We start from the raw sequence: 17,944 nt of genomic DNA on the forward strand, positions 1-17,944 counted from the left end.
AACCGAACTTATTGTTTATGAGATTAAGAAAATGGGTATATGGTGTATAACACCAAATTGTGCTTAATTAAAGGGCGCACGACATTGGCTTGAAATGGGTAGTATTACGCAGCAACTTCTTATCATTCTACGTATAATCTACAAGTAAATGTTGGTTAGAAAGGGAAGGGAATCTTGCTAATGGCATCAAACCCGTTCAATGACTATAGTTCGAACGAAGGAGTAACAGGAGGTGTGTTCCAATAAATATGTATTCGCAAACTCAACAATCGAAAACAAAATCGCTGGTTTGGTCGGGTTACGCAGTGTTTATATGGTCTATCGCATATATGCTTCCACACCTCTACTGGGCTTTAGGTGGCAAAATGGGTGGGGGTATTCTAAAACCTAATATAGTACATTCGCTCGATTTTGAATTTATTAATTTGATTGCAACTGTATTTCTAACTGTTGCCGGACTCATTGGTATTGCATTTATTTATTGGAATAAGGGCAGAGTTTCTAGTTATATGTTGTTATTTATATCCTGGGCAGGGTGTTCGTTATCCGCTTCGCACGGCATTTTTGGAATTATTTATAGAATACTTCAAATCAGTGGGGTAGTTGGTTTGGAGTCGGGAACATTTCACATCAACGAAGATGCCTATGTATTGTGGGATCTAATGCTCTTTGAACCGTGGTTTTTGATCGAGGGAATTTTATTAGGCATTGTAGGGTGGTATTTCTTGAAAGAAGCGCGTAGCAGAATGATCTGGCTGGCGGCTTGCATATTCGGCGTTATTTTCGGCTTGGTCACTGGGATTATGGGTGTGCGATTTGCTTAAGCAACAAGAACGGATAAATATACTATAACTCTAAACAGAAATATACTTATGATTCGATTTTGAGAAAAGGATCAGAGATGAAAACCAATGATTGAACTAACGGGTACGTTAGTTTAATAAAACAGCGGCAGGCTATGTGGATGGACCACTGCCATAACCTCGATCATGCGGCAACCGGCATGATTTTGCATCTCATGTACGACCATGTGCGTTCTTCATATGAAGTGGGGACGAGGTCTGAAAACTTGCCTGATTAGAAAACAGGATACGAGAAACAACTACATGATGAGGATACTGTTAGAGATGCTCAATGATGAGTGCTGCTGTAAGAGGACAAGAACATATAACTATAGAGATCCGCGTGCAGCGCGGTTTTTTTATTTTATGGATATAAGTTCTTGTCTTTTCGCCAGACAAGGACTTAAATCCTTTGCCAATTTAGGACAAGAACAAAGTATTATTGCCATAGCCGAAATGGATCAAAAAGATGTGAATTGTTAACCTGTTCACTTCTCATAAAATTAATCTGTGTAAGTTGATTGCAGCTCGGTAGCCTGTTAACGGGCAGGATAAAGAAATGCTAATATAGAATATATAAGAAATACCAAATGCTATGAGGAGTGAAACATTTGCGGTATAGGGCTTGTTCTCTTTGCATTATTAAAAGAAGAGAATCAATATTACTTGAACAATTCCCGGATGGCTTTTAAAGGGTCTTGATTAACCTAACGGGTACTATAGCGCAATATCAAGGGAGTAGATCGCCTCACGGCAGCTGCTCCCTGATTTCGTTGAAGTAACGTGCAGGATAGTTAAATCACTTCGCGAGTATTTCGAATACAATTCGTAAATACGATGTTATATGAAATTTGAGAAAAAGCTCAATAAAGCTCAATAAATGAAAGGAAATTCAAGATGAACTTAAAATCAGTTCGATTAGAAATCGATGAACAGTGTAAGAGCCTTCATATTTCAAATGACAAGTTTTCTGAAGTAAGGAAAGATCAATGGCGAAGTATTCTGGACAATATTGAAGAAAGGTTCTTAATAAAAACTTACTACACACAAAAAGGTTTACATTGGGGATGGAATAGACTTAAGGAGCCTACTTACCTTGTAGGATTTGTAAATCCAACATATAAATATTTTGAATACTTTAATCAAGAAGTCCATCTTGTTAATTCCGGAAGATTTTAATGACAAGATGTGGGTCTATGAAGGTGAAAGTAAAGAGTATTATTTAGTCTCTAAGAAATATAAATGGCTTTATTGCGAGAACCAGCATGGAATTGCGTGCCTCTCTGGTAAGGAAATCATTGATAAAATGAAGCTATTTGTAGATGAGAATATTGAAATGATATTTAGATAAATGTGATATCGTAAAACCAGATGGAGACGATAGCTCAATTAGTACATTGTAAAGTTAGCCAGCTTAGTGTCGGTTACCTTTTCTTAACTAACGGGCAGTTATCTATGGCGTAACATATTTTAAAGGAAATCCTTGGGTCTGTGCCGAAGAAACATGAATATGTCTGATATGACCGATATAGGGAGCCTAGGTGGGAATGAAGAAGATCCTCATTATTGGAATTGTAGCTAGTGGTAAGACGACATTGGCTAAACGATTATCAAAGAAAATTAATGTACCTTGGTATGAACTCGATACCATTGTCCATCATCAAACGCCAACGGGGCGATATAAGCGTACAACAGAAGAGCAAATTGAAGTTTTAAAGGAAATAGATAATAATGGTGAATGGATTTTTGAAGGAACTGATAGAAAGTCCTATCAATGTTTATATCAAATGGCAGATACAATCATATTTCTAGATACTCCATTGTGGAAGCGTAGGATAAGAATCCTAACTCGATTTATTAAGCAAAAACTAGGTATTGAAAAATGTCATTATAACCCGGACTTTTTGATGTTAAAAATGATGTATAAATGGACACGGGACTTTGAACAAGATAGAAGCAGTTTTGAAGCCAAGTTAAAAATATATAGTGAGAAAGTGATCAGATTAAGTAATAATAACAAGCTCAACTTTCCGTAATGGTTACGAATATGTTAACGAAGTACGTTAACAATACGAATTATCACAGGAGAAGGCACCGCGGCTACCTGTTCCTGTTCGTTGAAGTATCGGGTAGGTTAGTTCCAATATGTGTTAATATAGTTGATGTAAGACCAATAAATTAACACGGGCTAACCCAGGTGATTTGTATTAGTTTAACCCACGAATTTTTCCTTCTAAGCAACGCTTTTGATTTGAATGACAGATATGAGATTATACGGGGTGTAAAAAAACGCCCGTGACCTTAAGCAGGTGACCGGCGTTTCCATATTAGCGTTTCGGCATTTTGCTCTCATCCATGTACAGCAGGTTCCAGCGGTGACCGTCCAGGTCGGCAAATCCTGCGCCGTACATCCAGCCGTCAATTTCACTCGGCTTGCCAAAGATGCTTCCTCCGGCAAACTCTACTTTTTGAATAAAGGCATCTACTTCTTCTCTGCTTGCAGCGCTGATGGAAAATATTACCTCTGCGCTTTGGGAAGTATCTGCGGTTTTTGAACCTGTAAATTGCTCAAACGCCGCATCCGGGAACAGCAGAATCGTTGTTTGGCCTATGGCAAGCTTGGCTCTCTCGTTACCAACACTCACCGCATGGAATCCAATCTCATTGAAAAAGGCAGTTGATCTCTCAACATCTTTGACCGGCAGGTTAATCCAAATCTCATGTGACATGGCTGTAGCCTCCTGGAATATATTTTCAACTACTCCTACTATACTCTACTTCTGGTAGCAAAAGCGAATCTTATAAAAGAAACCGCAGATATGACATTCCTGTCATGCATCCTGCGGTTTCCTTAGTAAACTTATTTACTTATCTATAGCGGGCCCTTGCTTTTCCGCCTAGCCTATGCTTACGATCTGATGCCTATTCTCAACTAACGGGCATATGCTGTGGTAAGATCATTCTGTTAATATAAATATACGAACATTTGCTTCTTTGTTTCTTGTTTGCCATACTGTCCAATGACACAAAAGTGCCTACATAAACTAATCCGAAAAAGCTTGATTACTAAATCTTGTAATTTTTTATGTAGGGAAATTTGTGTCATTAAAAAATGCACAAATTTCCCTACATTGTAGTAATACGACACAAAACTACCTACATTGTAGATTTCTGAATCTTGGCAAGGACCTCGGACAGCAACGGAGACTTGATTAAGGAAACTAGATTAAGGAAACTTGATTTTACTTTTAAAGTAGACTGGACAGGTTTATTATCTCAGTTACTTCAACCAATATTTATAATGTTAAAATAAACGAGGTACTAAACTGCAGCGTTAAACTAAAGGGCAGTATAGTCGGAATGATAATGTGAGTGTAATCCCAATCCTAGTCGACCTCCACATTTTTTCTAACTCTTTGAAGGTAGTGATACAAAGCTTCCGTTTCTTCCTGACTGAATTCAGCTAGTGTGACCTGGCTTAAAAGTGGATATTAAGTATATAATTATAATTGAAAAGGAGGAACTGTATCTAAATGGAATCTATAGAAACAGGACTAAAACTATTTGTGTTTATAATAGTTATTTCACTATTCTTTGCTTTGGTAGGGTTCCTAGTCAAAAAATATCTAAGTGACTTCTTTCAAAGTTTTTCTAAAATAATAATAAAAATATTTAGTTCAACTAAAGAAATTAGTAAATAAGTGTGTCTTATTTATTCAACTAACGGGTATGATAGCGCAGAGAACACATCATGAGGTTGCCGGGAGTTGATCGGGCGGCTTCATTCAGCTATCGGACAGTTTTGCGCAACATTGTTGTCTTCAAAGAAATTCAGATTTCCACTTGAACCTTACGTAACGTAATGATTTATAATGAACGAAACGGCAAGATGAAACGCGGGCCAACGGCCAAAAAAATTGAACAAAATAAATTCGAAATCGGAGGAGAAACGAACATGAGAAAACTCGTTCTATTTCTGCATGCATCGCTTGACAGTTTTGTAGAAGGGCCGAACGGTGAAATGGACATTGGCTGGGTTTCCTACGATGCTGATTTGGAGAAACACGCGAAAGAAATTCTGAGTACTGCCGACACTGTCATTTGGGGACGTGGGACTTATCAAATGATGCACAGTTACTGGCCATCTGTGCCTTCGAACCCATCCGCTTCGCAGTATGAACGTAATCATGCCGAGTGGATCGAAAAGACAGACAAAATCGTTTTTTCCACGACGCTGGAGAAAGTCGAATGGAACAATTCCAGACTGGTGAAAGAAGATGTCGAGGAAGAGATCAAGAACCTCAAACAGCAGCCAGGCAAGGATATGGTCATCCTCGGCAGTCCCAGGTTCGCACATTACCTTATGAAGCTTGATTTAATAGATGAGTATAAAATTACGGTTTCTCCCGTCCTGATCGGCAGCGGGTTGCCGTTATTCCAAGGTCTCAAGGAGAAGATCAATCTTAAACTTACTGAAAACAAGACATTTGATTCTGGAGCCATTGGCCTCGTTTACCAGACGGTTAGATGACCTTGTCTCCTAAAGTAGATTACGCTAACAGGTACTATAGTTCAATGAAGCACTCTATATATAAACGATCAAGGAGCTGCCGCGGCAGTTCCTTTTGACATTTTTCACATAATATCGGTTTTTCTACATATGTCACTTACGGCATCGACATCGTGGACGCGGAACTCGATGATGACAGTGTGATTGTCGGCCGCCACTGCGGAACCAGCGCCGAACAGTTGCACCGTCTGGGAGTGGCCGATCGCCAGGGTGCACGATGGTACAACGAGTTCGGCAAAGACGGGCGCGGGGCGTTCCGCCGAAATACCCATGACTTTCTCATAGAACTCGCCGAGACGATCCACGTCGTCGGTAATGATGCGTACAGAAGCAAAATTCTCGAGATACCATCCTTCCTATAATAAATGATACAATTCCGTATCATATCATTTTGGGCCAGAATACTTCGCATTTATCTACGCCACAAAACGAATATGAAAAAGCGTTCATTGTACCTGCGGCAACTGAAAAAACATTAACTCTTCAATGGCAGATCTGGTTTAAAAGCGCTTGAAGCGGGATTCTCTTCCGTAAAAAGGGACTTTAGTCACTGATTGGAAGTAGGTATCTTTTCCCTTGAAGGGTTCTTTTCAAACATTTAGAATTTAAATCAAGATACAGCTGCATCAATACGATCCTCTACTTGATGACCCGTCGTCTGGCTATATTGCCTCCTTCCTTTCAGCCGATTATTCACATCTTAAAGATTCTCGGCAACCAACGCCCATTGTTTTTGACCCAAATTACCGATCTACCCGATCAGGCCACTGATGATATTATGGCACTTATCCAGTCGCGTACTTTGACCATAACGGAATATGGAACGGCGGTTTTTTTCAGCAAAGAATGAGTGAATTGAATCCTCCTTGTTCCGGGTTTGTTCGCACGATACCATTATCATCGAAAGGATTTGATCTATATCTCAATAATCGAATGGAAAATAACAGCGCTCATCTTATCAGCCGTACTGTCGATTTCAGTATTGCTCCCCACCCTTGCCACAGCAGAGGAAACACCCAATCTAAAGCTTGATTTGAAAGTTCCAATTGATTCCAAATCTTATGAGTTCATCACACCGTTGTTAAGCGGTATTCCGATAGGTAAAGCAAAGTGGGAATATAACTACTTTGATGCCAACATAACTACTTCTCCGATGATATCTCCGGACGGCACCATTTATGTGGGAACGGAAAATAAAAAGCTGTATGCGATTAACCCTGACGGAACTAAAAGGCGGGAGATTTCATTGGGAAGTACAACCTATGTCCCTGCCGCCTTCGGCTCCGACGGTTCGATCTATGCGGCTAGTATTGATGGCAACGTGTATGCTATAGATCAAGCCGGGAATAAGAAGTGGGAATTCGCCAGGGGAGGTTCGTTAACTGCATACGACTGTTGCATGAGTTTTGAAAGGTATAGATTTAAATCACCGGTAGTTGGAGCTGACGATACGATCTATGTAGGAGGAGCAACGGAGCTGTATGCACTTAATCCGGATGGCACGAAGCAGTGGGTATTCCCAACGGGAGGTGAAGTCTATTCCCCAACTGTCGGAAGCGATGGATCGATTTATGTCGGAACCGAAAAGGGCGATCTTTATGCGATCAAACCGAATGGAAAGTTGAAATGGTTATTCCGCACACCTCAGCTCAATACAATGTTTAATTCTCCCGTGTTAGGAGCCGACGGTACCGTATATGTGGAATCGTTCAGTTCATCGGGTGATACTATTTTTGCCATTAATACATATGGTTCAGAAAAATGGAGAAAAAACTATCAAACATATTCCACACCAACCGTCGGAACAGACGATATCCTTTATACTTGGTCCGACATGAAGCTGCTTGCCATCCATCCAAACGGAGCAATTAAATGGGGAATGGAAACCGGAAAACCGTATCTTGCGAAAATGTCATTTTTGTCTGCAAGAAAATCGTTTTATCCAACCCCAGTGGTTGGAGGGATGGCACGATATATGCTGCAGGAGCGGATGGCACGAAAATCCCAGGATCCACTAATAATAATTTATTCTACGCAATAGACTCTGACGGCAAAGTAAAATGGCAATATTTCGCCAAAGGCTTTGGTTTGCAAAGCCCTTCCGTCGGAAGCGACGGCACGGTCTATATGGTATCGGAGAAATCATTATTCGCCCTTGGCACCGACGCCACAAGCGTCAATTTGAACAAGAAAGCAATGAACCTGCAATCAGGAGATAGCGAAATGTTGACGGCAGCAGTTGTCCCTGACGCGGCATTGAACAAGAAGGTAAAATGGACCAGCAGTGACAGTACGGTTGCTAAGGTGGATAGTGAGGGAAAAGTTACCGGAATCGAACCGGGTACGGCGAAAATTACAGTCACTACCGAGGACGGAGGATTCATCGCCGTATGCGTCGTAACGGTTACTCTATCATCAAAACCAGCTGCTTCGCAGGATCTTCCATTTTCCGATATTGCGGATCATTGGGCAAAAGCGAACATCATTAAAGCTGTCGAGCTTCGTATCGCTAACGGTTACCCAGACTTCACATTCCGACCGGATGGCAACGTTACACGCGCTGAGTTTGCCGTCTTGCTTATGAATGGGATGAAACCGGCAGCAGAAGGTGCAAAGCTCGCTTTTGAAGATCAAGACAAGATAGGAGAATGGGCCGTAAAGGCAGTATCACAGGCTGTACAGCTTGGAATAGTTAGCGGTTATCCGGACGGCACCTTCCAACCAGACTCTAATATCACCCATGCGGAAATGATCGCCATGGTCGTCAGAGCATCCGGTCTGCCTGTCGACGAAAAGGCACAATCCGGGTTTGCCGATGACACCGATATTCCAGCATGGGCTAAGGGTGCCGCAGCAGCAGCAAAAAAATCCGGCATTGCCGATTTTATGCGCGATAACCGCTTTGCAGCGGATAATAAGACGACCAGGGCAGAAGCTGTGACGGCCATCTTGGCTATGTTGGGCAAAAAGTGATTTTGAAATACTCCATGTTACGAATAGGTCAAAATCCATTATATTAAGGAAGGGCGAGTTCACATTGAAGATGTTTGTTAGGAAAATGAAAATGGTCAAGATTGCTTTATTTGTCGTTGCGATTGTTGCCAGCTCCTTTGGGTCCGCCTATGCGGCGGTTAACTTGGAACCGATCAATGCATTTTTTAACAAAGGAGTATCATTTGTACTGAAAGGAGATTTGTGGCAGCCCAAGGACGAGTCAGGAAAACCGCTGACCCCGATTTTTTATAACGGAAATAACTATTTGCCAGTCCGCGCTGTCGCTGAAGCGTTAAAGATACCGATCGATTATGATGCGGATTCCCAAACCATTTTCATTGGTGGAAAGCCCGGAGAGAAAAGACCGATTTTTGCCACTCCAATGGAGATTGATAACATCTATGTGACGCAATCAAAAGACCCTAATGAAACAATGGTGAAAGGGAAACAGTTCGAAGAAGTATTAAAGATCGACCAATATGGAGATGTTGAGTTTACGATTGACCGTAAATTCAAGCGACTCCTCCTGGATGCAGCAGTCATAAGCCCTGGGGAGCATGAGGTGGAGTTTTCGCTTTATAATTCGGGAACCGCTGCAGGAAGCGCAGCCTCGACTGTTCTGGAAAAGCATACAATCAGTCCAGAAGACGGTATTAAGCAGCTTACATTTAATGTAGAGGGTCTGGAAAAAATCAAAATCCATGTACAAAGTCCGAACCTAAATCCTTATATTTATGCCAGGATTCTAGACACTTCTTATTTTGATAACGGAAATTCTGCAGCTAAGGATAGCTCGAAATAGACTCTTATGAAGCGCCGAGGTAATATGAAGAAAAACCGTCAGGCTTACTCAGTCTGACGGTTTTATAATTGTAGTAACTAATAATTTTTTTTCCGATTCTGCAAGAGAATTAGCATCATCGAACGGAATAGTATTATGGGATAGAAATATATATATTGAAAGAAAAAATTGAAGAACTATATTAGAAAGTTATCTATTCGTGCATTGTTCAGATGTCTTCTGGAGGGAAAAACAAATGGGACATAAGAATATGTAAAGAAGAGCATAAGACAGTAATGGCCGAGATTGAACCAACGGGTACGATAGTTCAGCTAGAACGGGGAGCAGACCGCCGAGGTGCTGCTCCCTGTCTGATGCGGGATAATGAAGTGATGATTTAATATAAGCAGTTGAGAGGTTGCCGGATTTGTTTTATCCGCAGCCTATTCGACATGTTTTAAATCGGCTTGAATTGTTGGATTGTATTTACAAATCGCATGTCTGGAATCGAGTAACCAGAAGGAATTTCCCTAATAATGTGATCCCAAAGAGGGACGTCCGTTATATTAGGTATCCAGGGGGTATTTTGCAGAAAAAGAGAGCTATAAGAAGGAGGCAGTACATGGTTTGCATGATGGACATGCTTTCCATTTCTGCTTTTTTTGTGATTTTTCTTAGTCTTCTTCTTTTTCGTCTTTCTTTTTATTAATTTGTGTTTAGTGTGCTGATTTAATATTTTTTTTTATTCATGATCCCACGTTTCATTTTATATTTTCGTTTTAACTTCCCTTTTTTTGAGATAGAACGTATGATTCTTAAACGGACCTGCTTGATTTTCATCTTCAACTTCAATCGCCTCCCATACCCGCAGTCCGAACGTTTTTACTCTCACTTCGCTGGCTATTGATCTGTATTGCTCGTTTGTATATTCGAGTATTGCGTTCGGTCATCGCTGAAAGTGACCAGTATTTGCTTGACCACACTTGGGCATGGTAACCTAGATGACTGCACAGTCCTGGATTATCCAGTGTCATTTTTAGATGTTGGTATAGTTGTTCATGATTGCCAGCTTCAGAGATTAACCCCGTAAGTCGATCTGCCACCATTTCGGGAATACCGCCGGCATCACTGACAAGAACCGGTTTTCCGGCTATTTGTGCCTCCATTACAGCTAAGGGCTGATTATCTTGCAGACTAGGCAATACGAAGAGATCAGCCATCTTGAGCAATGCAGGAACGTCTGCGCGGTTTCCTAAGAAGACTACTTGCTGATCGAGTCCTAATGATTGGCTTAGCTGCTTAAGCTCATTTGCGAGCGCTCCATCTCCTGCCAACCAGCAAACCCAGTCCTTGCGTTCTGCTGCTAATTTCCCCAAAGCATGCAATAAATGTACATGGCCTTTGACAACGTCAAACCGTGCAGAACAAAGAATCACTTTCTTACCCAATGGCTTGGTAATATTTGATGAATTCTGAACAGTCTGTTTCAAATGATCGACATCAATACCATAGGGAGCAACCATGAGGTGATGAGCGGGAACTTGAAAATCTTTAATAAGAAGTTGCTTGAGCCAATTGGAAGGGGTAATAGTGAATTCGCTTGAGGTTGCACCGATGTACTCACGGCTGGCCGAATAATGCCACAGCAGCGAACTGCGATCTTGCTCTGGAATACCCATCTCTTTAAGCTTTACAAACCATTCCATGGCCAAGCATCCATGCATAGTCGTAACTAGCGCAACGCCTGGAGGTTTTACTCTAGATATAGCATGAGCCGAAATAATATCCTGTGCATGAATGATATCATATTGTTTCAACCCCCAACTTGCAGCCGCGATTTCAAGGCAATATCGATCAATTTCGCTGGTTCTAATCCAAGGATCAAGTCCTGGAAGATACTGATCAAAGAAAAGGTTAGCTCTTTCCGATATAATCGGGGCAATTTTATTTTTTTCAAGGACGAAAGATTGTGAAGGAACATAGTAGGATTGACCATCCGGTGTCGGACAAAATAAATCAACATGATGCCCTTCACGCTCCAGCCCTTTCCGAAGCTGATCTACGTAAGTACTTACACCTCCAACATGAGGGAGACCCCAACTACAGACAATGAGTATTTTCATAATCGTTCCTCCCTTAGTGAAGAGTCTATACATCGTATGAACAGCAAACGAGGAATGAGAGGTACATCCACCCGTTTTTTAGAAGAATCCTGCTAGACGATAGGCTATATACCTTTAAGGTGAGTTATATTCATTGTTAAATGAAGTCGAAAATATCCATTTGGAAGGTTTTTTGAGTTGGATTTCTCCTTCATGCAAGACAAACCCCTATATTTTTTTAGACAGGCATTCATCTATACAGAAGGGGAGTGAGATGCGTACCATGGTACAGATTCAACTAGACAAGGGAGGAAGTCTGTTATGAGCCATCCATCCTCATTCAGCATAGGAATTGTAGGGCTGGGCTATGTGGGATTACCACTTGCCAAATTATTTCTTGAAAAGGGGCATACCGTGCACGGGATTGATATTGATGCCAATAGGGTGAACTCATTATTGAAAAGGCAAACTTATTTATCTGATTTCTCCCGTTCGGATGTAAAAGATATGTTCACGAAGAACAGCTTTTTCGTTAGCAGTTCCTTTGAATCGATTGAGCACGTAGATGCGGTCCTTATATGCGTGCCTACACCACTGACAGAAAACCATGAACCGGATCTTAATTATGTCATAGGGGCAATTAAAAGTACGCTTCCGTATTTGCAGCCGGGACAGCTTATTGTTCTTGAAAGCTCCACCTTTCCGGGAACGGTTGATAACATCCTGCTTCCATTAATAGAATCGGAAGGCTTTGTTGTCGGAAGAGATGTATTGTTGGCCTACTCTCCAGAAAGAATCGATCCTGGGAGCCACTGGAAGCTGGAGGACATACCTAAGATCGTTGGTGGCGTCACGTCCATATGCACGGAGAGAGCCAGACAAATATACGAAAGTGCGTTTTCCAACGTCGTAGTCGTTTCGTCACCACGTGTTGCCGAGATGACGAAATTGCTGGAGAACAGCCAAAGATTTATAAACATTTCCTTTATGAACAGTCTCGTAGCCCTATGTGAAGCGATGAACATTAATCTGTGGGAGGTTATTGATGCAGCCGGTACGAAGCCCTATGGATTTATGAAGTATTATCCTGGTCCTGGCATTGGTGGACATTGCATCCCGGTAGATCCGATCTACCTGCTGTGGGCTGCAAAAAACTACGAAATGGAGCTTCCGTTTATTGAACTGAGCCAGCAAGTGAACGACAAGATGCCGGAATATGTAATGGAAAAGGTAAAAAGACATTTAGCCAAGTCAACGGACGGAAATCATATTCTCATCATTGGCGTGACTTATAAAAAGAATGTGAATGATATTCGAGAGTCCAGTGCACCAACAATTATAGCAGGGCTATTAGAAAGCGGATATAAGGTAAGCTATCACGATCCTTATGTGGAGGAGCTTCAAATAGGGGACTACCAGCTTAAAAGTACACCCTTAACAGCCAGAAACATGAAAAACTACGCTTGCACGGTCATCCTGACGGATCATTCTCATATCCCTTATGAGCTGCTTGTAGCCCATTCTCCGCTAGTCATTGATTTTCGCAATGCAACCAAGCATTTGAAAGACCGAAACAATGTCATTGTACTTTAATGAAGGGGAGAGAGGAGCAGCTGAAGGATGAACATATTAGTTACTGGCGGAGCCGGATTTATCGGATCACATCTTGTGGAGAGCTTGCTTATATGATTTATCTACGGGGCGTCTCGATTATTTAGAAGGCATCATCAAAAATCCAAGACATAAATTCGTTCAGGGCTCAGTTACAGATAAAAAAGCTGTTGAAAAAGCTGATTGCAAAGGTAGATGTTGTCTATCATCTTACAGCGGTTCTAGGTGTAAAGAATACGGTAGAAGATCCGTTAAAGGTCATTGAAGGCAATATTGACGGAACTCGCCATGTGCTTGAGCTTGCATATCTGTACAAGTCGAAAGTGGTATTTAGTTCAACAACCATAGCTGGGAGCGCTGCCGAATACGACACCAATGTTCTTAACGTAGGGTACCCGATCCAACCATGGTGTAAAACCCTTAATGGTGCAGGTTCTTCGATCTGGTACTAGAATACCGCTCATAACCTTGATCGTGGTCGATTTGCCAGCTCCATTCGATTGCTAATATTGCTGTTCGGAGCTTCAAACTGGGGCAGCTCCTGGAAGAAGAACGCCAGATACCCGAAACGGATTCAGTCCGTTATCTTTTGCCCGTATCCATGACACTGTAGATGGCATTACTCGCCTTGGCATCACACGTGGCGCGTTTCGAAAAGCCAATAATTTCATCTATAGCATCATGAAAAATGCCTAGTAAAACAAAGAACGGATCTGTAATTGTTCCAACGAAGGAATAGCATACTCTAATTCGCTTGTGTTACCCCTATATTGACTAAAAACCGATTCAAAACAAGCATTTGTTACATTTTCTATATAGAACTACTGAAAAATACAATAATTTGTGTCCGGCAGCAATAAGATGTGACCGTACTTACTACCTCAAAGATTGGGTGTGTTGCTGGGATGGCTCGTTCAAAAGTCATGTTGTTCTCTCATATATGTAATATAAATCACATCACTGGAGCGGAAAAATGGTTATTGTTTTTCACTCGTGAATTAACCCCTAGAAATGATTGTATTTTGGTCGTGCCTAACGATGGTGTTCTCGCGACTGAAGCAAGAAACATAGGTATAAACGTAATTATCGAACCATTGGATGGCTGCTTATGGTCTTTGTACGAACCAACCCCAACTTTACTTGAAGAAATACATCGCTTACGGTCAGGCCCTAGCTTCAGTTCCTACATCAATTTATTGCATATTTATCGGCCGGACTGGATTGTGGTCAACACATGCGTCAACATATTACCTGCAATGGCGGCGAAAAAGTTGCGAGTTCCGGTTATGTGGATAATTAATGAAATATTGGTAAATAACAATTTTACTATGCAATCCGTTGATGTATTCGAACGTTATTCTGACTGGATTGTTGGCGTTTCACATGCGACATTATCCCCATTTCAACACAAAAATTCCCCAAAAAAATTTGTCCTATACCCTACTTTCCGCAGAGAAGAATTCAATCCCCAATCATGGAATTATAATCGCAATGAACTTCGGGTAAGTCATGGAATATCAGAGGAAATGCCGGTAATCGGATATATTTCTGCATACATCACTCCAAAAAAGGGTTTAAAGGATTTTATAAGTATGGCTCTGCAACTGTGCCATGATGGAGTAGAAGTTTATTTCTTCATTATTGGCAATCCCGTTGATGCTGACTATTTTGAACACTGCATGAACCTGGTAAGAATGTCGAAATGGGATAATCGGTTTGTTATCGTAGATTTTCAGGCACGTATTGAAACTCTTTACCCAGCTATAGACGTAGTGATTATCCCTAGTCTGATTGATGAAGGATTCGGCTTAACGGCGCTGGAGGGACTCGTATTTGGAAAGCCTGTCATTGCTTACAACTCCGGCGGATTAGCGGAGATTTTGTGCCTGACTGGAAATGAAAAGTTTCTCTCGCCAAAAGGGGACATTGATGGATTAGTGAACCGAGTGAAGGAACTGTTAACGGATGAATCCTTACGCTGCAAAATCACCGAAAAAAATGTATCCGCAGTGCAGGAAACATTCGGTATCGATATTTTCCTTCATAGGTTAGAAAGTATACTTTATATCGTTTATCGCAAAATCAAAAAATTAAAGGCGGTTCCGTCTAAATTACTGAAATATAAGGATGGAACTTTGCTCAGAGGCAGACTATCCCCAACAGTATTCCGATTAGAATTAAGAAAAAAACGTCCTTTTCCCAGCGAATTCGACTTTCTTTATTATAAAAATCGCTGGCGAGATGTTCACGTAGTAAATGAAGCGCAACTGTATAGATTGCCAACAGCTCGACCAATCATAGCTAAACGTGTCCATCGCGGTAAGTCTGCTTTCCATGCCGATAAGAAACAGAAGTCCAAGCGACGTAAGGAGCTTCTAAAGAGACGTAAGAATAATCTTAAGAAACTGAGAATGTTCCGGTTAATAAGGCAACGAAGAAATACACGTGTGCACAAGCAAAAGTTGAAGTAGAATGGGTTCTTTAAAGTCCAATTTCTAGGTTCTTGTTTATTTCAACTTCATAACGGGATTCATAGATTATAAAGAATTGCTCCAAAAAAATGCGTAATGGAGGTGTAGGAGTGAGTTCAGCCGGAATATCGCGACCTAAGGATTAAAGAAACAAAACCAGATCTAACTTTCGTACTTAGTGCAGTGACAGCTAATCGTCTTAGAAAGTTCTACTTATCCTGGTACAACAGGTGGATAAATCCAATATTATTCTACTGTGATTAACAGTAGGCGGGGGTGAGTTTGATTGAGAATATTAGTTACGGGCGGGGCGGGATTTATCGGCTCAAATCTTGTTCGGTCATTGCTAGCCAAGGGACACAATGTTGCGACCATGGATGATCTGTCTACAGGGAGTACACAATTTCTGCAGGATGTGTTAACCCATGATAGGCATACGTTTATTCAGGAATCGGTATTGAATCGTCATGAGCTACAGCGATGGATGGATCAGGCAGATGTCGTATATCATATGGCAGCAGTACTTGGAGTCAAGAATACAGTTGATAATCCGATTAAAGTCATCGAAGGGAATATCGATGGCACGCGCAACGTGCTGGAGCTTGCCTATCCCCGGGGGATTAAAGTCATCTTTGCATCCACATCGGAAATATATGGGAAAAATACGATAGTTCCTTTCTTGGAGACATCTGACCGCGTATATGGTTCATCCTCCGTCAACAGATGGTGTTACGCTACTGCAAAGTCGCTAGATGAGCATATGTGCTTCGGTTATGCCCAAAAGGGGCTTCGGGTCACTGTACTACGTTATTTTAACGCTTACGGCCCCGGTCAGACGAACTCCCAATACGGCATGGTTGTACCAAGGTTTATTCGTGCCGCGCTCCAGGGGACGCCGCTTGAGGTGTATGGGGACGGTTCGCAATCTCGGTGCTTCACTTATGTGGATGATACAGTTCTCGGGACGATTAGTGCGATGCGAAAGGAAGCCGACGGACTAGCGTTTAACATCGGATCCAATAGTCCGACGACCATCCTGGAATTAGCCCGCATGATCGTGCAGTTGACGGGCTCAAACTCCCCAATACGGTTTAAGCAATACCAGGAAGCATACGGTCCTGGATATGAGGATATGCCGATTCGTATTCCGGATTTAACCCGTTCAAACTCCGTTCTAAATTTTCAACCTAAGGTTGCGCTGAAAGAGGGATTAATCAAAACGATTACATGGTATCGTTTGAACGATAGTTGCTTTCAGGGAGCTAAGGAATCTTGAGCACAAGCAACGCCCGGTGCTGGGTTTATCAGTTCTTTCATGTTTGACGAACTGGTGTCGGTCGGGACGGATATCCGAAACGAAGCCATACGAATGAATTAAGGGAGGAGGCTATTCATGAAGATGCCGTTGGTCAGCGTGGTCATTCCTTGCTATAACTACGGGCAGTATTTAGAGGAAACGGTCGATTCCGTATTACGTTCCTCCTTTCAGGACTTCGAAATTATAGTGATCGATGACGGCTCCACTGACCCCTTTACCATAGAGAAGCTAACTACACTACAAAAGCCGAAGATGCGCATTATCCGTCAATCCAATCAGGGTCTTGCTGCCGCTAGAAATCGGGGGATTGCTGAGGCTCGGGGGAAATATGTGCTTCCTCTCGATTCTGATGATCTCATTCATCCCACATATCTGGAGAAGGCGTTCTGGATATTGGAGCTTTATCCCGGAGTCGGTTTCGTATCTCCATGGGTTCAGGCATTCGGGACGGAAAACTGGTCTTATCCCGCACCGCAGTTTAACTTTCATACTCAACTGTTTCATAATATCACCTGCGGGAACTCAATGCTTCGTAAGAGTGCTTGGGAGCAGGCTGGCGGATATAAGAAGGATTTTATTGTCATGGGCTATGAGGATTGGGATTTCTGGATCACGCTGGGAGAGAACGGTTGGTACGGGTATCAAGTTTTTGAACGCCTCTTCCTTTACCGTCGTCATGGAATTTCAATGGTTCACGAAGCTATGGAACATCATGATAAGCTGTTTGAGCAAATCAAAGCATATCATCCTGATCTCTATAAGGAGAGCCATTTGGTTAAGCTGAAGCAAGAGTGGGATCAGGAGACATTATATGACAGGATTAAGCCCGATCTGCAGGGATCTGATTGGAACCGCTATGAGACCAGACCTGTTCGTCATGAACGTTCGAGATGGCTATTATTGCTGCCTCACATCCAGCGTAATCGAATCGCCGATAATCATTTGAATTTTATCGATGGCATGCATCCTGATTGGTATGGAACAACGATGGTATCAACCGGATACGGGATGGAGTCGGGGATGGAGGATTTTAGTTGGTTAACCGACGATATCTTCGAATTATCGCTTTATATCCCCGGAATCGAGCTAAGGCTGGATTTGATAGAAAAGATGCTATGCAAACTGATTATTTCAAGGGAGATTGAGAGGATCATCATACTGGGTTCAAGGCAAGCGCTATATCTGCTTCCTCATATCAAGAACAAGTTCCCCCATATTCCGATAGACATCCAACCAGAAAACAGGAGTTGATTAG

The 17,944-nt window shown here is 41.9% G+C and carries 18 protein-coding genes and 2 pseudogenes; 16 read left to right on the plus strand and 4 right to left on the minus strand.

Translation table 11 applies throughout. The features are described 5' to 3' along the window. The first annotated feature begins 248 nt into the window (after window positions 1-248). The 4 genes from QMA13_RS17675 to QMA13_RS17685 all read left to right on the plus strand — a co-directional run bounded on the left by QMA13_RS17675 (window position 249) and on the right by QMA13_RS17685 (window position 2,878). A complete protein-coding gene (locus QMA13_RS17675) occupies window positions 249-824 on the plus strand; it encodes a DUF3995 domain-containing protein (protein WP_282943017.1) in 576 nt (191 codons plus the stop codon). Between the two features lie 915 nt (window positions 825-1,739). Continuing rightward, window positions 1,740-2,021 (plus strand): DUF6756 family protein, encoded by a 282-nt coding sequence (locus QMA13_RS17680; RefSeq protein WP_282943019.1) that lies wholly within the window; start codon window positions 1,740-1,742, stop codon window positions 2,019-2,021. A gap of 7 nt (window positions 2,022-2,028) precedes the next feature. After that, a complete protein-coding gene (locus tag QMA13_RS36630) occupies window positions 2,029-2,193 on the plus strand; it encodes a DUF6756 family protein (protein WP_481858189.1) in 165 nt (54 codons plus the stop codon). A gap of 196 nt (window positions 2,194-2,389) precedes the next feature. Beyond that, window positions 2,390-2,878 (plus strand): AAA family ATPase, encoded by a 489-nt coding sequence (locus QMA13_RS17685; protein WP_282943021.1) that lies wholly within the window; start codon window positions 2,390-2,392, stop codon window positions 2,876-2,878. Window positions 2,879-3,169: 291 nt separating this feature from the next. Here QMA13_RS17685 and QMA13_RS17690 read toward each other — a convergent pair whose 3' ends face one another. Continuing rightward, entirely contained in the window at window positions 3,170-3,571 is a 402-nt protein-coding gene (locus QMA13_RS17690) for a VOC family protein (RefSeq protein WP_282943023.1), read from the minus strand. 1,226 nt (window positions 3,572-4,797) lie between these two features. Here QMA13_RS17690 and QMA13_RS17695 point away from each other — a divergent pair. Beyond that, window positions 4,798-5,373: a dihydrofolate reductase family protein gene (locus tag QMA13_RS17695; RefSeq protein ID WP_282943430.1), complete on the plus strand. Its 576-nt coding sequence runs from the start codon at window positions 4,798-4,800 to the stop codon at window positions 5,371-5,373. 104 nt (window positions 5,374-5,477) lie between these two features. On the opposite strand, the gene QMA13_RS17700 is transcribed toward QMA13_RS17695, so the two are convergent. Further along, window positions 5,478-5,732 (minus strand): VOC family protein, encoded by a 255-nt coding sequence (locus QMA13_RS17700; RefSeq protein ID WP_349254228.1) that lies wholly within the window; start codon window positions 5,730-5,732, stop codon window positions 5,478-5,480. Window positions 5,733-6,058: 326 nt separating this feature from the next. Here QMA13_RS17700 and QMA13_RS17705 point away from each other — a divergent pair, with 326 nt between their 5' ends. From QMA13_RS17705 to QMA13_RS36635, 5 genes are all read left to right on the plus strand, one after another. After that, complete coding sequence (locus tag QMA13_RS17705) at window positions 6,059-6,262, plus strand: hypothetical protein (RefSeq protein WP_282943025.1); 204 nt, start codon at window positions 6,059-6,061, stop codon at window positions 6,260-6,262. A gap of 27 nt (window positions 6,263-6,289) precedes the next feature. Beyond that, complete coding sequence (locus QMA13_RS17710; RefSeq protein ID WP_282943026.1) at window positions 6,290-7,453, plus strand: outer membrane protein assembly factor BamB; 1,164 nt, start codon at window positions 6,290-6,292, stop codon at window positions 7,451-7,453. Between the two features lie 47 nt (window positions 7,454-7,500). Continuing rightward, window positions 7,501-8,385: an S-layer homology domain-containing protein gene (locus QMA13_RS17715; protein WP_282943028.1), complete on the plus strand. Its 885-nt coding sequence runs from the start codon at window positions 7,501-7,503 to the stop codon at window positions 8,383-8,385. 85 nt (window positions 8,386-8,470) lie between these two features. Further along, window positions 8,471-9,208, plus strand: coding sequence for a stalk domain-containing protein (locus QMA13_RS17720; protein ID WP_282943029.1), 738 nt, complete (start codon window positions 8,471-8,473; stop codon window positions 9,206-9,208). Between the two features lie 67 nt (window positions 9,209-9,275). Further along, window positions 9,276-9,380: a restriction endonuclease gene (locus QMA13_RS36635; protein ID WP_481858226.1), complete on the plus strand. Its 105-nt coding sequence runs from the start codon at window positions 9,276-9,278 to the stop codon at window positions 9,378-9,380. A 655-nt stretch (window positions 9,381-10,035) separates the two neighbouring features. Here the strand turns inward: QMA13_RS36635 and QMA13_RS17725 are convergent. Beyond that, the gene (locus tag QMA13_RS17725) at window positions 10,036-11,310 is read right to left on the minus strand and encodes a glycosyltransferase family 4 protein (protein ID WP_282943030.1); all 1,275 of its coding nucleotides are present in this window, start codon (window positions 11,308-11,310) and stop codon (window positions 10,036-10,038) included. Between the two features lie 300 nt (window positions 11,311-11,610). On the opposite strand from QMA13_RS17725, the gene QMA13_RS17730 reads away from it, so the two are divergent. The 3 genes and pseudogenes from QMA13_RS17730 to QMA13_RS36405 form a co-directional block, all read left to right on the plus strand. After that, complete coding sequence (locus QMA13_RS17730) at window positions 11,611-12,882, plus strand: nucleotide sugar dehydrogenase (protein WP_282943031.1); 1,272 nt, start codon at window positions 11,611-11,613, stop codon at window positions 12,880-12,882. 27 nt (window positions 12,883-12,909) lie between these two features. Continuing rightward, entirely contained in the window at window positions 12,910-12,978 is a 69-nt protein-coding gene (locus QMA13_RS36400; protein ID WP_349254229.1) for an NAD-dependent epimerase/dehydratase family protein, read from the plus strand. Window positions 12,979-13,070: 92 nt separating this feature from the next. After that, window positions 13,071-13,208 (plus strand): annotated as a pseudogene (locus tag QMA13_RS36405) (NAD-dependent epimerase/dehydratase family protein); the annotation flags it as partial. A 34-nt stretch (window positions 13,209-13,242) separates the two neighbouring features. Here the strand turns inward: QMA13_RS36405 and QMA13_RS17740 are convergent. Then, window positions 13,243-13,397 (minus strand): annotated as a pseudogene (locus QMA13_RS17740) (ABC transporter); the annotation flags it as partial. 408 nt (window positions 13,398-13,805) lie between these two features. Between QMA13_RS17740 and QMA13_RS17745 the strand changes: the two are divergent. The 3 genes from QMA13_RS17745 to QMA13_RS17755 all read left to right on the plus strand — a co-directional run bounded on the left by QMA13_RS17745 (window position 13,806) and on the right by QMA13_RS17755 (window position 17,940). Further along, window positions 13,806-15,371 (plus strand): glycosyltransferase family 4 protein, encoded by a 1,566-nt coding sequence (locus QMA13_RS17745; protein ID WP_282943032.1) that lies wholly within the window; start codon window positions 13,806-13,808, stop codon window positions 15,369-15,371. Between the two features lie 286 nt (window positions 15,372-15,657). Beyond that, window positions 15,658-16,647 (plus strand): NAD-dependent epimerase/dehydratase family protein, encoded by a 990-nt coding sequence (locus QMA13_RS17750; RefSeq protein WP_282943033.1) that lies wholly within the window; start codon window positions 15,658-15,660, stop codon window positions 16,645-16,647. Between the two features lie 117 nt (window positions 16,648-16,764). Then, window positions 16,765-17,940 carry a glycosyltransferase family 2 protein gene (locus QMA13_RS17755; RefSeq protein ID WP_282943034.1) on the plus strand — a complete coding sequence of 392 codons (1,176 nt, stop codon included), beginning with the start codon at window positions 16,765-16,767 and terminating at the stop codon, window positions 17,938-17,940. Window positions 17,941-17,944: the final 4 nt, after the last annotated feature.

It is taken from the genome of Paenibacillus sp. RC67, from assembly GCF_030020805.1.
Taxonomy (GTDB): Bacteria; Bacillota; Bacilli; order Paenibacillales; family NBRC-103111; genus Paenibacillus_S.

Bases quoted from the DNA above. Each gene is read 5' to 3' on its own strand.
- QMA13_RS17695 (WP_282943430.1), top strand. From the start codon at position 4,798: ATGAGAAAACTCGTTCTATTTCTGCATGCATCGCTTGACAGTTTTGTA.
- QMA13_RS17680 (WP_282943019.1), top strand. From the start codon at position 1,740: ATGAACTTAAAATCAGTTCGATTAGAAATCGATGAACAGTGTAAGAGC.
- QMA13_RS17745 (WP_282943032.1), top strand. From the start codon at position 13,806: ATGGCTCGTTCAAAAGTCATGTTGTTCTCTCATATATGTAATATAAAT.
- QMA13_RS36630 (WP_481858189.1), top strand. From the start codon at position 2,029: ATGTGGGTCTATGAAGGTGAAAGTAAAGAGTATTATTTAGTCTCTAAG.
- QMA13_RS17730 (WP_282943031.1), top strand. From the start codon at position 11,611: ATGAGCCATCCATCCTCATTCAGCATAGGAATTGTAGGGCTGGGCTAT.
- QMA13_RS17690 (WP_282943023.1), bottom strand. From the start codon at position 3,571: ATGTCACATGAGATTTGGATTAACCTGCCGGTCAAAGATGTTGAGAGA.
- QMA13_RS17705 (WP_282943025.1), top strand. From the start codon at position 6,059: ATGACCCGTCGTCTGGCTATATTGCCTCCTTCCTTTCAGCCGATTATT.
- QMA13_RS17675 (WP_282943017.1), top strand. From the start codon at position 249: ATGTATTCGCAAACTCAACAATCGAAAACAAAATCGCTGGTTTGGTCG.
- QMA13_RS17725 (WP_282943030.1), bottom strand. From the start codon at position 11,310: ATGAAAATACTCATTGTCTGTAGTTGGGGTCTCCCTCATGTTGGAGGT.
- QMA13_RS17720 (WP_282943029.1), top strand. From the start codon at position 8,471: ATGAAAATGGTCAAGATTGCTTTATTTGTCGTTGCGATTGTTGCCAGC.
- QMA13_RS17755 (WP_282943034.1), top strand. From the start codon at position 16,765: ATGAAGATGCCGTTGGTCAGCGTGGTCATTCCTTGCTATAACTACGGG.
- QMA13_RS17685 (WP_282943021.1), top strand. From the start codon at position 2,390: ATGAAGAAGATCCTCATTATTGGAATTGTAGCTAGTGGTAAGACGACA.